The 15191-nt window shown below is 37.9% G+C and carries 11 protein-coding genes; 2 read left to right on the top strand and 9 right to left on the bottom strand.

What is annotated here, in order from left to right:
* Nucleotides 1–81: 81 nt before the first annotated feature.
* Complete coding sequence (locus ACPDHL_RS02900) at nucleotides 82–5832, bottom strand: MBG domain-containing protein (protein ID WP_430531306.1); 5751 nt, start codon at nucleotides 5830–5832, stop codon at nucleotides 82–84.
* 373 nt (nucleotides 5833–6205) lie between these two features.
* Between ACPDHL_RS02900 and ACPDHL_RS02895 the strand changes: the two genes are divergently transcribed.
* Nucleotides 6206–6928, top strand: a complete 723-nt coding sequence (locus ACPDHL_RS02895) for an FAD-binding oxidoreductase (RefSeq protein WP_430531305.1) — start codon at nucleotides 6206–6208, stop codon at nucleotides 6926–6928.
* Here ACPDHL_RS02895 and ACPDHL_RS02890 read toward each other — a convergent pair whose 3' ends face one another.
* From ACPDHL_RS02890 to ACPDHL_RS02875, 4 genes are all read right to left on the bottom strand, one after another.
* The gene (locus ACPDHL_RS02890; protein WP_430531304.1) at nucleotides 6929–7354 is read right to left on the bottom strand and encodes a GNAT family N-acetyltransferase; all 426 of its coding nucleotides are present in this window, start codon (nucleotides 7352–7354) and stop codon (nucleotides 6929–6931) included. It abuts the gene before it with no gap.
* A gap of 96 nt (nucleotides 7355–7450) precedes the next feature.
* The gene (locus ACPDHL_RS02885; RefSeq protein ID WP_430531303.1) at nucleotides 7451–7996 is read right to left on the bottom strand and encodes a Crp/Fnr family transcriptional regulator; all 546 of its coding nucleotides are present in this window, start codon (nucleotides 7994–7996) and stop codon (nucleotides 7451–7453) included.
* Between the two features lie 82 nt (nucleotides 7997–8078).
* Complete coding sequence (locus ACPDHL_RS02880; protein ID WP_430531302.1) at nucleotides 8079–9980, bottom strand: endonuclease MutS2; 1902 nt, start codon at nucleotides 9978–9980, stop codon at nucleotides 8079–8081.
* Between the two features lie 147 nt (nucleotides 9981–10127).
* Nucleotides 10128–10670, bottom strand: coding sequence for a GNAT family N-acetyltransferase (locus tag ACPDHL_RS02875; protein WP_430531301.1), 543 nt, complete (start codon nucleotides 10668–10670; stop codon nucleotides 10128–10130).
* 151 nt (nucleotides 10671–10821) lie between these two features.
* Between ACPDHL_RS02875 and ACPDHL_RS02870 the strand changes: the two genes are divergently transcribed.
* Nucleotides 10822–11640, top strand: a complete 819-nt coding sequence (locus ACPDHL_RS02870; protein WP_430531300.1) for a helix-turn-helix domain-containing protein — start codon at nucleotides 10822–10824, stop codon at nucleotides 11638–11640.
* 91 nt (nucleotides 11641–11731) lie between these two features.
* Here ACPDHL_RS02870 and ACPDHL_RS02865 read toward each other — a convergent pair whose 3' ends face one another.
* The 4 genes from ACPDHL_RS02865 to ACPDHL_RS02850 all read right to left on the bottom strand — a co-directional run bounded on the left by ACPDHL_RS02865 (nucleotide 11732) and on the right by ACPDHL_RS02850 (nucleotide 15174).
* The gene (locus ACPDHL_RS02865; RefSeq protein ID WP_430531299.1) at nucleotides 11732–12955 is read right to left on the bottom strand and encodes an NADH:flavin oxidoreductase; all 1224 of its coding nucleotides are present in this window, start codon (nucleotides 12953–12955) and stop codon (nucleotides 11732–11734) included.
* Between the two features lie 126 nt (nucleotides 12956–13081).
* Nucleotides 13082–13894 carry a helix-turn-helix domain-containing protein gene (locus ACPDHL_RS02860; protein ID WP_430531298.1) on the bottom strand — a complete coding sequence of 271 codons (813 nt, stop codon included), beginning with the start codon at nucleotides 13892–13894 and terminating at the stop codon, nucleotides 13082–13084.
* A gap of 195 nt (nucleotides 13895–14089) precedes the next feature.
* Nucleotides 14090–14638: a chromate transporter gene (locus tag ACPDHL_RS02855; protein WP_430531297.1), complete on the bottom strand. Its 549-nt coding sequence runs from the start codon at nucleotides 14636–14638 to the stop codon at nucleotides 14090–14092.
* Nucleotides 14635–15174, bottom strand: coding sequence for a chromate transporter (locus ACPDHL_RS02850; protein ID WP_430531296.1), 540 nt, complete (start codon nucleotides 15172–15174; stop codon nucleotides 14635–14637). The genes ACPDHL_RS02855 and ACPDHL_RS02850 overlap by 4 nt, the downstream gene beginning before the upstream one ends.
* Between the last annotated feature and the right edge of the window lie 17 nt (nucleotides 15175–15191).

Raw genomic sequence — 15191 nt, 5'->3', positions numbered from 1 at the left:
AATTTAATTAAAAAATTTACCCTTTTATAAAAAGGAGGGCATCGAGGATGCCCCCTCTCTTGTGTTTAAAAATAATATCGATTATTCTTTTACAATAAATTGAACACGATGTTCGTTTCCATCAATTTTCATCACTAAGAAATAAGAACCTGACGAAACAGTTGCTGGAATTTCAATACGCATATCTCCTTTTTGAATTTGACCTCTCTTAATGGTTTGTCCTTTGATATCGTAAATAATATAGCTTGTTGTCTCTTGTACTTGTGTATCAATTGTAATATTCAACATTTGACTTTTCTGTACAGGATTTGGATATAAACCTAGATTATTTTCTGATTTACTTGTAATGACAATTGGACAGCTACTAATTTTCTTGCCATTGTGTAGGGTTACCTCTACATGGTAAGTTGCTCCTGTATCTAAGATATTCGAGCTATCTTTTCCTGCAGAGTATGCTTGTTTCTTGCCTACTGACTCGCCATTTTTGAACCATTCATAAGCGCTAAACACATAACCTCCGTTGGTTTCCTTGTTGTTGTTTACAAAAAGTACATTATCGTATTTTTGGTGTACAATTAGGTCTGCTGGTATGCGTTTTTCTATAATTACTTTGTAGATTTCTTCATTTCCATGAGCAGAAACTACGGTAATTAATTGTTCATATACGCCGTAATCACGAACAGCAACTTCAATGTAATCCGCTGGTAGTACAGTGGCTCCTTCTTCTACTTCAACTTCTAGTACCACGACATCTTGTGCTTTATCACAACCAATAGTCACGTATACTTCTTTTTCAACTTTACCATAAGAAACGTGATCAACAATTAAATTCAAGATAGAAGCATTTTTGCTAATCACTTCTATTTTTCTAGAAACTGATTGTGCTGCATTGTAGTTTTCATTTCCTGCTTGACTTGCTGTTACTGTAACAAAACCAGGTTTCAAGAATTGAATTTCACCTGATGTAGTTACTGTTGCAATCTCGCGTTCCGCAGCAGCATCAATACTGAAGCTCACTGGTAAAGAAGAACTTGCTTCTGCTACTAATTGCAACGTTGGTGTGTCTTCTAAAATAACCTGAACTGGAGCAACAAAACGAATTGTTTGATCTACTTTTGTAATAGTCAATACGCCTTCTAATGTTGTTGGTTCAAAATTAGTACCATAATCTACATGAGCCGTTACCGTATAAGTTCCCACATTTGTTTGATCGTTATTCGCATACGTAATCACTGCATCAGCAGGAATATTTCCTTGTACAGCCAGTGATTTTACCGTACCATCGTAGGCATAGGTAGCATCTGGTAATGTTAAATTCTCAATACTTCCACTTCTAATTTCAAATTGCTCTCCTGTAAAAGCTACAAGGTAGTAATTGGCTCTTGGAGCAAGTGTTCCTTGAGCAATTGCATAGGTACCGATATCTTCGCCTGGCTCACGTTCTAAACGTCCTACAAAAGAAGAAAGTGCAAAATCACCCAATTGTAATCCTTCCACTGTAAAGGTTAGGATTGGATCAACTTGTCCGTATGTTTTGTATTGATTTGCTGTAACATGTACACTTACAGGTGCAGGTGTAATACTGAATCTCGATTGATTTGCAATAGCAAAAGTATAATTCGCTGGTGTTGTTTGCAAGGTACCTACACCATAGAAATAACTTCCTACGTTTTCGCTACCTAATCTTTCAATCGTACCACTTACTACACTTGCTCTTGTATCATTAAACTGGAATCCAGTAATTTCAAATGAAACAACAGGATCTGTCTGTCCATATACTTTCGTTCTATCCGCTTCAGGATAAACACTTAGCAACGCAGGTGTAATGCTAAAATCATTGCCATTGTATATCAATTCATAATTAGGATTTGTAACAGCAAGACTTCCTTGGTTAATTGCATAGGTTGCTGCATTTTCTCCTGCTGCGCGAACTAAATTTCCAACAAGTAAGTTTTCTACTGTATCGTCGTTTTTAAATCCTTCGGCTTCAAAGGTTAATGCAGGATCAGCTTGTCCATAGACTTTTGTTTTAGGTGCTACAGTAATGATCAGTTTGGCGTGTTTAATTGTAAAGTCGTCACCTGTGAAGTTCACTGTATAATTAGGCCCTACATTTAATGTTCCCAATGCAATAGCATATGTACCTACGGCTTCTCCTTCTGCTCTCGCTAATGCTCCAGTAAAGGAATTCACTGTATCTGTATATTTTAAACCAGTCGTTGTATAAGTCAATACAGGATCTACATCCCCATAAATTTTCTCTTGATCTTCATCCACTGTGATATCCAAGGCTGCTGCTGTAACTGTTAAAGTAAATGTAACATCTGGTGCAGGTAAATAAAGTCCATTTCCAGCTTGTTTTGCCGTTACTTCTGTTTCTCCCACTCCTTTGATAACCAATTTACCGTCTTCAAAAATAGCGACCTCTTCATCTTCAACTTCATAGGTTAATGGAAGACCACTATCCGATGATCCTTCAATAAATGGATCATCACCGTATACTTTGGTTACATCTTCCACGGTAATTTCTTGTAATTCTGCCGCTTCTACCTCAAAGGTAAAAGGCCCTGCCCATTCTTCACAATATTGTCCGCGAATGTAAACATCATAGGTTGTTTCTGCTTCTAGATCCTCAAATACATAAGGGCTAACAATAGTAGTCAATATTGTACCCTCACCTAATTCAAAACCTTCTAATCCATATTGAATATCAAATTTAGTAGCTTCTGATTCAATCGTTAAGGTAGGTCCTTCACTTGTAGCTACATCGATAGTAGCATCTTCGATTTCATAACATGGAATACCTCCTGATATATCAAAATCATCCATAGCAACAAAGAACTCTCCAGAAAAATCAATCATACTAATATCCAAATTAGTTGTCAATTTGATCGTTACATATTGTCCTGCATACGGAGTCATATCGTGTTCAAATTCTTGCCAATTCTCACTTCCATCGCTCGTTATGACACCAATCTGTTGATACGTTGCACCGAAATCTGTTGAGATACTAACCGTATTACTCATCATATCAGCAGAAACTGCACCATCATTACCATAATCAATAAAACGAGTTTTAAAAGTAAATATATCCTCATGTAAAATTGGGCCTACGGCTATTGTACCCGCACTTCCAGTATCTACATAATCCTGAAATATTCCCCAATAATCTATATAATAAAGATAAGATCCTAAACTATACCCCATCGCAGGATCAAATTCATCCAAATACCAATCGCTAGCATCTAATACTCCCCATCCTGGCGGAGTGTCAGTAGTGATAAACGCTTCATGCCAAGGAGACGGTGTCACTAAAGGCGTATTAAATGTAAACGGACCTTGCCATAAACTTGTACCATCATCTCCTCCACAATTTTTTCGTACTAAGTATTTATAGGTAGAAGAAAAATCGAGATTAGTAGCTACGAAATTATTTGTCACATCAGTATACGTAGGTGTTCCTGTTATTGTCTCTCCAGCCGTTACATTAATCAATTCAACATCAAAGGAATCCCCTGTTGCTGTCCAACTTAATGTATAATTTTTGGGATTCGCAGCCATGCGTTCTGCTTTCAAAGTAGAAGGTGCGGGACAGCTTACAGCTTCAACAACAGAAAGCGTATAATCTTCAGTCTCACCATAACTAGTATTGCCACAAGGGCTCCCTTCATCTTCATACTCATCAAATGTTCGAATGCGAATGCGATAATCTCCCACTGCTAAATTAGTAGGAATTGTCAGCGTTCCTGTCCTCGTTACATCATCCCACTCAAAGTCTAAAAAACTAGCAACCAATTCACTTTCATCAAAAACAAAGTCTTGATTAAGGTCAATCCATATTTTTAATAATGTAAAATCTTGAATATCTACACTATAGGTGATTTGTCCCCCTGCTACTTGAGAAACCTTCATGTCTGAATAATTTGTATAAACACTTCTTATTCCATTATTGAGGTTTTCAATATTGGTCAGGCCACCTGTTGTTTTAACTCCTTTGATTTTATAATAGGTAGAATCAGTAACACTGGTTTCACAATAATCGGTATAAAAAGGAAAAACGCCAGTTGCACTAAATGAAGTTGCTCCACATTTAGAACGCACGTGTAAAAAATAATGCGTTGATCTATCTAAATTATCAACTCTTACGCTATTTGTTGATGCAGATTGCCATGTTGTAGGTGTATCCCTAGTAGTTGAAACAGCATAGTCAAAACTTGCTGGTGCACCAGGTGCGCTCCAAGACAAATTAGCTGAAGTATACGAATTCAAGCTATAGGAAAAGTCAAAAGGAGGTAAACAGGTTGCTGGTGTACCAACAAATTGTACTTGTGGTAATTTAGTCTGTAAACTACTCGCTGTTGGTGGTGTTGCTGGATCTGGATTCGTAGTATCACTTTGGTATAGAATTCCTCGATTAAATTCAGAGGTGTACTTTCTAAATCTTGGCTCAGAATCCCATCCTGGTGTTTTTTCATGAACGGCAATAACCAGATTATCTCCCGTATAATTAAAAGGAGTGTCCAATGTAATTTCAAACCAATTGTTAGCTGTTGCAGTGATAACACCATCAAAAACTTGTGTTAGATCTGAAACCGGAATCCAATCTGTTGTCGAATCAAATGCTGTTTTCGTCGTATTACCCATATAAAGGGTCCAGTTATTCCAAACAGACAACGTTCCAATATTTGTTACATAGTAGCGGATCTTGGTAATCGGCCCAGCTCCCCCTCCACTACTATTGTATTCATAGGCTGTGATGATTTGTTGGCTATAGTTAAAATTGAAATTTGTAACCGGGATATTTCCACCGCCACTAGCCGTTAGCGTTCCCTCTCCTACTTGAAAAACATTTTCTGCAGTAAATGAAATTGGTCCTGTCCAAGCACTGAAACCATCTGTTCCACAATTGCGTCTTACATATACATCATAGGTCTGACCTGCAGTTAAACCAGATAAAACGTGGCTAGTCCTTGTTGACGTTTGACTCGTTCCTTCTGTATCAACAGCAAAACCTGTTGCGCCGTATTTTACTTCAAATGAATCGCCTGTACTCGTCCAATTCAATGTGGCACCCGTAGCAGAAACGCCACTTTTTGTAAGGGCCGCAGGTTTTGGACATGCAGGAACATATTCCGCTGAAACAGCAAAAATATTCAAGTACCCACTTGTTGAACTTGTTTTAGTAATCGCTATATGCTGTACAAGTTTTGTTTGGTTAGCTTCTGCAATAGCAATGGGAACCTGAAACAACTTCGGATTTCCATCATTGTTATCTGGGTTTCCACCACTACGAGGAACCCTACCAATCCCTTGTATAGCAACAGCAGGAGTTCCCGTCTGAAACCAATCTGGTACAGACTGAGAGGTAATGGCCTGCGTTGTACCATCGGTAAACGTTATGGTACCCGTAAAGGTTGATGCACTACTTCCTGACGTAGCTAAAATAAAAAGCTTTGATGTAGGATGTGTACTTTCTACCACTAAGGTTCCTGTCTCATTCTGAGCATTGATTTTTAATGTATTATTTTCATCATATGCCCCTAATTGGAATTGTAATCCAGGTGTTGCGGTAGCTACAGATGTAATTAATCCATTGACAGGTAGCCCTACTGTTGCTCCTGGATAAGCCCTTGACATAAAGGCAAAATTCGCACCAGATCCCGTTGCATCAACCGATGCGGTGGTAAATGTTGCCGCGGGACTGTTCTCTGCAATGACGTCTTGGTTAAAACCGGAACTAATGCTTAGAGGAATATATTCCTGCCCTCTAGTCATGTGAACCGATAATAACATCAAACTCAAAAAGAGTTTAAAAAGTAATTGTTTGTTCATATTCAAAATTTGGTTAGTTACTCTAATTCTAGTATAAGGGTGAATCTACTGTTAATTTTCGCCTTAAAATTTTATGTTTTTTAATAAAACCCTTAGTTAAAAAAAGAAACAGTTTTAGGTGTTTTTTCAAATAATCACTAATATAGCAATAATATTGAAATACATTTATCTTTTATAAGAAAAATATAAAGATAAAATATAATGTATTTTTATTATCACATCCCTAACCTCTTCTTGTTAATAAAACCAAAAAAGAAACCATATACCTAACCGATGATAATACCCTAATAAAACTGCGTTTTGTCCATTTCAAACTGCTTTATTTCTTGTCTTTTACCTCTTTTTTAGATTATTTTTGTAATAAAAAAAGCGCATGATTATAAACGTATTCAGAAGAATGTTAGACTTTATCGGTTTTTCTCCGTTTAAACTTCCCTTGGCTGAGGTTTCAACAATCACGGCCATATCGCCTTCCGTTAAAATAATTGAGCTTCAAGGAGATTTTAAACAACTTAATTTTAGTAGTGGTTCTTATCTAAGCCTAACGCTTAACTACATACAAACGAGAAAATATACTGTTTCTCGTCTAGACAAAGACAAGGGAACCCTCGATTTGATTGTATATCTCCACCGCAATAGTGGTACAGGACAACACTTTATGAATAAAATTAAGCTTGGTGACACCCTTAGTATGAATAGCTTACATGCTAATAGCAATTACTTAAAATTAACAGCGGATACTTTTGTTTTTTTTGGGGATGAAACTTCTTTGGGCTTGGCGTATTCCCTCTATAAAAAATGGGTAGAAAAAAGATGTGAGTTTTTATTTCTCTTTGAATTGGACGAAGAAAATAAATCCGTTCCTGCTGCCTTGGGTTTTGAACAGGTACTCGTTTTCTCCAAAAAAAAAACCTTTCGCAATGAAAGGTTAATCAGTCAGTTAGATCCTATTATCTCGCCTCAATGGAAAGATGCTGTATTCTTGTTAACAGGTAATGCGAAATCGATTCAAATTTTCAGAAAAGTAATCAAGGATAAAACAACGAGTAAAGTATATACCCGAGGGTATTGGGTAGAAGGCATTGAAGGATTATAACTACGCTAATTCCAGCTGTAAAATTGGATAAGGCTTTCCTTGTCCGTCCAACTCCATTCTGTTTTTTACTTTAAAACCCAAGTGTTCATAAAATCCAACTGCTTGTGCATTTTGTTCATTTACCTCTACAGTAGTAACCCCTTGTTTTTGGATACCATAGTGGATTAACGCCTTACCTACTCCACGCCCACGTGTAGCTTCATCAATGAATAGCATCTCCAAACTATTTGCCGCAATGCCCATAAATCCCACTAACTCGCCCTCTACTTCATATCCCCATAGGGTGACAAAAGCAAAGTAAGAAGGTAAATTTTCTTTGTAATAGGCAAAATCTTCTGGTTTTAAGAAATCGTGTGTTGCTAAAACTGCACTTTCCCAGATGTGCAATAAACGCGGATAATCCGTTGTGTCAATTGGTCGTATCATGTTGTTCTATTTATAAATTTGCACAAATTTCACTCAATTCTACGTATTACCACTGAACCCAAGTTAAAAAATGCGCTTGCGAATTCTACTCAACGCTTAAGGAGTAATTCCTAAAAATGAAGCAATGTCCTTTAAGGGAATTAATTGCATAGCAGGACCGAATGTAGCTAATAGTTCCAAGTAATAGGCTTCGGGGGTATACTTAATTAAAGCCACTTGACGGTGTAATAGACGATCCAATAAGCGAGCAGTTAACTTGTCAAAAAGGTGTTTAAGTCTTGGAATAGCAGTATACAACGCCTCTACTTCTTCTTTTTTAATGCGGTAAATTGTACAATCAACCAACGCTTGAACGTGAAACGAAGCCTTCTCTCCTAACGTAAACGAAATATTAGACATCGAAAAGGTTCCAGCTTTACAAAACCAAAACGTTTGTTCCACTCCATGCTGATCCATGACCCAACAACGTAACATTCCCTCGTATACAAAATAACTATACGTCTCAATTTCTCCCTCGCGAATCAAAAAGGTATTTTTCTTTAAGGGCATCAATTCAAAAAAGGAATCGAATACTTGCTCTTCTACCGCAGTAAATCCTGTATCCTTTACTTCAAATTCCGCTAATAATTGCTGTAATAACATTGCATTATGGATCTATCTAGTAAAATAACTACAACAAAACTAGATATGCAAATGGAAATGAGTGAATACCACTTACTAATTATCACTTACCACTTACTAATTCATCCAAAGCAATTGTAAATTTGAGGTTCTCAATTAACACAAGGGCTTTATTGGATCGGATTTCTAAAATCGTTCCTGTCTTTCCTCTTCCCTGACGCTTCACTTGATCGCCCACTTTTAGTTTGGTAGGCGGATGAAAAGCGATTTTTTGTTCACTTTGAACAATAATTGACGATGTTTCAATTACTTGCTCAACAACTGCTCTCTCTGCTGTAATTTCTGTAGCAGTTAAGGCTTCTTGTTCTTTTAGCTCCTGTACTTTCGCAGCAACAACTTGCTGTAGCTGTTCTTCAATTCGGAGATAATCCGCATCAATCTTTGACGAAGCTTGGGTCAAGATAGCCTCTGTTAGCCCAATTTGCCTTGCCACATCTAAGGCATACGAACTTCCTGGATGTCCTTGTGACAGCTGATAAAGCGGTCGCATTTCTTTAAAATCATAAAGCATGGCTCCATTTTGTAACCCTTTAGTGCGTTGAGCAAATCCTTTTAAGTTGTAAAAATGCGTCGTGATCATCCCATAGCACGAACGTTGATTTAGCGTTTCTAAAATACTTTCAGCGATTGCTCCTCCTAGTTCAGGTTCGGTACCACCACCAAACTCATCAATTAAAATCAGCGTACTCGCCTGTGTATGTGTCAAGAAAAGCTGCATCGTATTTAAATGAGCCGTATAGGTACTCAAATTATTCTCAATGCTTTGTCCATCGCCAATATCCATTAAAATCTGATCAAAAACACCAACCTTAGATTGCGGATCTACCGGAAGTAATAAACCACATTGAAGCATATATTGCAACAAGGCAACTGTTTTTAAGGTCACCGATTTACCGCCCGAATTCGCACCAGATACTAGGAGAATTCGATGCTCCTTATTCAGTGTTAATGTAAGTGGATGCAGGGTTTTGCCCTGTTCTTTTAAACGCATGGCTAACACAGGATGGTAAGCCTTTATCCATTCCAATTGGGTTTTCGCCTCAAAATTAGGTTTAACACCACCTATTTTATCCGCTAATACCACTTTAGCACGTAAAAAATCCATCGTTCCCAAAAAAGTAAATAACGCATTCATTTGCTTGTCCTGTGCTCGAATTAGTGCAGTTAGCTCTAGTAGAATACGCACAACTTCTCTTCGTTCCTCTTGTTCCAATACAAATAGACGTGTATGGTCTTGAACCAATTCTTCTGGTTCCATAAATACGGTTTTTCCTGATCGAGATTCATCGTGTACAACGCCTTTAAAACGGCGCTTAAAAGAAGCCGTAATCGGAATAACCATTCGTCCATCTCGTTCACTGGCCGATAAATCGCTATCAATTAATCCTGCTGCTTGTGCTTTTCTCCACAGCACATCAAACTTCTTTTGAATCACATGAGCCACCTGAATTTGCTCTTTTCGAATAGTGCCCAGTGCCTTGGTGGCACTATCGCGTATTTGGCCCATAGGATCAATGACTTGATTGAGTCGCTGAGTCAACACTTCCATAGGCTTATAATCCGCTGCTAACTTAGCAATAAGGGGATAACAATAGACCTCTTCTTCAGTTTTAACTGCAATATGATGTACCTTTTCTCCATAACGCAGAAGCTGTTGCAAATCTAACAACTCCTCTACTGTACACCAAAGCTGATCATCTGCTTTAATGGCTTGCATCAGCCCACGCATATCTTTATACTGCTCTAGAGGAAAATGGCGTTCCATGCTTAACAGCTTACGAAACGCTACAATTTCATCTAATTGCTGGTTTATGGTTTCAAAATCAGTTTGAAACGTTAAAGCTTCTATCTTTTCAATGCCATAGGGGCTTAAACAAGCCGCTATGAGGATCTCGCGGATTGTGGTAAACCCGCATTTATCTTCGTAATTTGTTGGATATATCATGGTATTTTTACTACTCCTTTCTGCCATTTAGTACTACAGACTACTTGCCTATTTTCTACATTCTTTTAGTGAATCCTTGGAAAACACAAGAATACTGAAAGCTGGCGCTTACCAGAAGGAGTACTCCTTTTGGTAAGTGCCTTAGCTCTACTGGTTGGCAAGCCAGTCTTCTTTTGTCAATCGACTGATGTATTCGATGCGATAATCGTTCATGAATTGATTGAATTGATTTTCTACAATATGAGAATGTCTAAATCCGCACTTTTCTTGTGCTCGTTTCGATTTCTCATTGCCTTCAAAAAATCCACACCAAAGATCGGTTAGGTTTAATGTTTCAAAGCTATGGGCTATAATCGCCGTTAAAGCTTCTGGTATTAACCCTTGTCCCCAAAACGGAACACCAACCCAATACGCAACTTCCCCCTCATTTTCGGAGATTGGAAAATTACTATCTGCTCCAATTAATACACCAATACAACCAATCGCACGGTTATTCTCTTTCAAAGCAACAGCGTAAATCTCTGGTTTAGAAAATACCTCTTCAATGACAGTGATACTTTCTTCTACACTTTTATGTGCAGGCCAACCCGCTGGTGGTCCAATATTTTCATCTTTTGCATAGCGAAATAAATCTTCTGCATCTCTTAATTCCCAAGGTCTTAAGATTAATCGGTCTGTTGTAAATTTCATCTTTTACTTCTTTATTATTTCTGGGACAAAGGTAGTACGCCTCCCCTTTCAATTTTAGCCTCTAATTTGCGTTATTTCGGTACTTTTGAAAAGTATTTTAAGTAAAAGAAGAATTAATTGACTATTTTTGCGAAACAATCCAAACAGGCGTATGGAACACTTCGATTTAACAAAGACGACAATCAGCTTGAGTCATGGAACAACATGTGGCGAACAGCTCAATTATCCACTCTCGCTTTCCTATCTCGTGGTTTGCATCGGCCTATCAGGTGAAGCAACTCTTAGCGTTAATTTTACGGATTATGTCATCAGTAAAAATGCCTTAACGGTTTTATCTAGCGATGATATTGTGCTTATCCAACAAAAAACAGAAGACTTTAAAGCCTATGTTTATGGAATTGATCGCACACTAGCCAGTGAAATTGCTTATCATCTCCCCCATACTCTTTTTGGTTTCTTGCATGATTATCCCGTTCTACATCTAACCAAAGAACAGCGAAAACAGCTAGAATACTGGATGCTACAGCTCAATTATATCCTAGATCATCCCAATAAATACCTGGATCGAATGGCATGTAATCAATTTCAAAATCTCTTTTTACACCTCACTGACTATATGGGGGAATACAACCAATTAAAAAAGAAAAAATTTAGTCGAAAAGAAGAACTTTGCTGGAAGTTTTGGGATCTGATTGGACAATATGCTAAAACAAATCGAGCAGTTGCCTTTTATGCCGATTTATTGCATATAACTCCGTTTTATTTGGCTCAGATTTCTAAAAGTCATTTGAATGACCTCCCTAAAGACCTTATTAACAGACAAGTAATCCTAGAGATCAAAAACTTACTCCAGACAACAGACAAAAGTATTGGCGTCATTGCGGAGGAACTCAACTTTGTCGATCCTTCGTACATGGGCCGTTTTTTTAAAAGAGAAACGGGGCTCTCACTCAGTGCCTACAGAAAATAATCAAGATTGAAGCGTTTCATCAAACTAGCACAAAAAAGAGCTATAATTTTCATTATAGCCCTCTCCATGATAAAGTAAGAGTATTCCACAACTAGCTAATAGCTGCCTGAGATGTAGTTGCATACTCTTTTGTAAATACACAATTTGTAGTGGTATAAACAGAGAACATGCATTTATTACAGTGGATACACAAGCCAGGTGCATGAGGATTCGCCTTGATTTTATTGATAATATCGGGCTCGCGAAGTAAAGCGCGTCCCATCGCAACCATAGAAAATCCTTCTGTAACTGCTTGTGCAATATGACTGTGCGTATTAATACCGCCAAGTAAAATGAGCTTGGCCTTTTTTACAATCGGTTGAAACTGACGCGCTGATTTTAGCATATACAAATCTTCATACGGGTATTCACCCAAAATTTGCCTGCCAAACCACTTCACGCCTAACTTTAAGATTCCCTTTTGAGTAGCCGCCATCCCATCAATATCCGTATCTCCTCTAAATAGATACATCTGATTGGATACAGAAGATCCCATGGTCAATTCAAAAGCATCAACGGCTCCAGTTTCATCTAAAATACGGGCGGTTTCAGTAGCATCATCTAACCATATAGAGCCTTTAATACCATCATCCATAGAAAGCTTAACAATAATAGCCAATCGATCTTTTACGCGCTCTTTTACACGCAATAAAATCTCTTTGGCAAAACGCGTTCTATTTTCAATGGAACCTCCATATTGATCTTTTCGCTTGTTAATCCATGGACTGAAAAACGAAGAAACTAAATACAAGTGACCAAAATGTAGCTCAACAGCATCAAAACCCGCATCAGCTGCAACTGCTGCTGCATCGGCGAATTGCTCAATCACTTCGTCCATTTCTTTTAGCGAAATCGCACGACAGGTTTGCAAACTCGTTAGATTAAAAAAACGAGAAGGTGCAACAGGTTGCACGCCTGTAATTTTTTTTGTTGCAACAGGTCCAGCATGTCCCAACTGTGCAGAGGCCAAACCTCCTGCTTTGTGCATCGCTGCTGTAAATCGCTTAAGGCCATCTATATTCTCTCTCACCATGAGAATTTCACCTGGTGCAGCAAATCCCGCTTTGGATATTGCACAGTAAGCTAATGTAGTCATAGCAATACCACCTTCAATAAAACCACGATGAAAGTCGATCAGTGCTTGTGTTACTTTTCCTTCAGGACTTCTCCCCTCACTTGTTGCTGCTTTAATTACAGGGTTACGCAAAGTAATGGGACCAAGTTGAACAGGTTTAAACGTTTCCTCTGTTTTGTGTATTATATCTCTATTTTCCATAAGTTTAAATTGTTAATTAAAGTAAAATACATATCAATATACTATTTTTATAACTACAACACTAAAATTATGCGATTAAAAGATCAAAACAAATAGTTAAACTTCGCTTATTGTTGTCAAAAACACCTATACTGGTGTTTCTCGATACGCTTTGGGTGATAATCCTATCTCCTGTTTAAACGATTTAGAAAAAGAAGCTGGAGAAGCATAGGACAATTCGTAGGCAATTTCGGCAATGGTTAACTCACTAGTTGTTAGAAAAAGTTTGGCTTGTGCTAGGCGCAATTCGAGCAAAATATCTTTCGCAGTCTTACCCGTTATTCGCTTCAATGTCTCCGAAAGATACTTAACCGAAACAGCCAATTGATCTGCATAAAAATCGAGTTTGGTTTGTTCTTTATACGACTCCCGCGCAAGAATCATAAACTGAACAGCTAAGTATTCCGCTCGATTGTAATTCTTAAACCATTCCTTGTCTCTTTTACTCCCAATAGCAATAAGTTCTAATACCAATTCTGTAAAAGTCAAATTAAATAGCGGATGAGCAAAGGGATGATGGCCAAAAGAGGCTTTGCGCTCTTTCAATTTCAAAAACAAGGGCACAATAATTTCTTGCTCGCGCACTGACAAATCCCAAATGGGAAGATATTGATATTCAAAATAAGCAAATGTATTGTGAAAATCACTTAGGGTAGTGATTTCTTTAGTATAATCCAAGGTGTACTTTACCCCTAAGATGGAACAATCCGCACTTACATAAGAAGGTACGACTGTCATAGCAGGTGTATTGATCCAAATCTGACCTTGACTTACCCTTTGTTCTTCTCCATCTAGTGCAATGAGGAGAAACCCTCGTTCGATAAAAAACATGGAAAAATACCCCTCCTCAACGATTAATTCGGGTTGGGTATGGTGTTGAAAGACAAAAAATCTCTTCATATGGATATCCATTTGTTCCTTGTTACTAAGTCATATTCAATCGATACTAAGGTACTTCATTTATCTGGTTGAAATACATGGTGAAAGATTGAAAATGAATAGAAAAACAACTAACGTTTACAGGTATCTTACTCTTGTTTGAGCTGCCTAAACGAAAAAGTAATGAGCTACATTTTGTGTAAACAGAACTATCTTTTAATAGAGGATTAATCCAAGAATAGCTGCACCAAAGAGAATGGCAATTGGGTGTATTTTAAATCGAATCGAACACACCAAAGCAGCCAAAAACAGCACCGGACTATAATAATCCGGAAAGCTCTCTTCGTTTGTCAAAGACAAAGCTGCAAGTGCAATCAGTGAAATGCCCAATGGTTTAATACCTGCAATAGCATAGGCAAAAAACTTGTTTGAACGAAAGCGAAAATAAAAAAAAGAAATCAAGCCAATCATAAGAAAAGCTGGTAAACAAAGGGCAATCGTTGTCAAAGCTGATCCCAGCACGGCGATATACACGGGATATCCTTCATTGATAAGTGCAACATAACCAACATAAGTAGCCGTATTAATTCCAATCGGACCTGGAGTCATTTGAGAAACTGCAACAAGATTGGAAAAATCACTTTTCGATACCCATTGATGTCGGTCTACTACCTCTTCTTGAATTAGTGATAACATGGCATACCCCCCACCAAAACCAAAGGTTCCGATCTTAATAAACACCCAAAATAGTTGATAAAAGATCATGGCGTCATTGATTTAGTGCGTAAGCTATAGTAAACGATCCCACCAATACAGCCACTTAAAATAATCCAAATGGGAGAAACCTGCGCGCCCCACATTAACCCCAATGCCACTAAAGGCAATATAAGGGACTGTAGGCTCATTTTATTTACTTTTATAGCAGTATAACAGGGAGCAGCAATTAAAGCCACTACAACAGGTCTTAAGGCTTTAAACGCCTTAACAACATAGACGTTGTCCTGAAAGCGACTAAAGAAAACCGCAAGGAGAAGCACAAGCACAAAGGGTGCAACAATGGTTCCCAAAGCAGCTAAAATCCCGCCTTTTACTCCTCCAATCTTAAACCCAACTAAAGCAGCGATATTGGTCGCAAATACTCCTGGTAGCGATTCTGTAATAGCCAAAAGTTCATAAAACTCATCATAAGTTAACCAAGAACGACTGATAATTTCTTTTTCAATAAGGGGAATTACAGCATATCCTCCACCAATGGTAAAAATACCGATCTTAGTGAAGAGAATAAAGAGTTTAAACAACATGATTTATCGTATTTTTC

It is taken from the genome of Myroides sp. C15-4, assembly GCF_050522745.1.
GTDB lineage: Bacteria > Bacteroidota > Bacteroidia > Flavobacteriales > Flavobacteriaceae > Flavobacterium.
The sequence above is the reverse complement of the archived record's forward strand: the minus strand, read 5'-3'. Positions and strand labels throughout refer to the sequence as shown.

Bases quoted from the DNA above. Each gene is read 5' to 3' on its own strand.
- ACPDHL_RS02895 (WP_430531305.1), top strand. From the start codon at position 6,206: ATGATTATAAACGTATTCAGAAGAATGTTAGACTTTATCGGTTTTTCT.
- ACPDHL_RS02860 (WP_430531298.1), bottom strand. From the start codon at position 13,894: ATGAAGAGATTTTTTGTCTTTCAACACCATACCCAACCCGAATTAATC.
- ACPDHL_RS02885 (WP_430531303.1), bottom strand. From the start codon at position 7,996: ATGTTATTACAGCAATTATTAGCGGAATTTGAAGTAAAGGATACAGGA.
- ACPDHL_RS02850 (WP_430531296.1), bottom strand. From the start codon at position 15,174: ATGTTGTTTAAACTCTTTATTCTCTTCACTAAGATCGGTATTTTTACC.
- ACPDHL_RS02865 (WP_430531299.1), bottom strand. From the start codon at position 12,955: ATGGAAAATAGAGATATAATACACAAAACAGAGGAAACGTTTAAACCT.
- ACPDHL_RS02855 (WP_430531297.1), bottom strand. From the start codon at position 14,638: ATGATCTTTTATCAACTATTTTGGGTGTTTATTAAGATCGGAACCTTT.
- ACPDHL_RS02890 (WP_430531304.1), bottom strand. From the start codon at position 7,354: ATGATACGACCAATTGACACAACGGATTATCCGCGTTTATTGCACATC.
- ACPDHL_RS02900 (WP_430531306.1), bottom strand. From the start codon at position 5,832: ATGAACAAACAATTACTTTTTAAACTCTTTTTGAGTTTGATGTTATTA.
- ACPDHL_RS02870 (WP_430531300.1), top strand. From the start codon at position 10,822: ATGGAACACTTCGATTTAACAAAGACGACAATCAGCTTGAGTCATGGA.
- ACPDHL_RS02880 (WP_430531302.1), bottom strand. From the start codon at position 9,980: ATGATATATCCAACAAATTACGAAGATAAATGCGGGTTTACCACAATC.
- ACPDHL_RS02875 (WP_430531301.1), bottom strand. From the start codon at position 10,670: ATGAAATTTACAACAGACCGATTAATCTTAAGACCTTGGGAATTAAGA.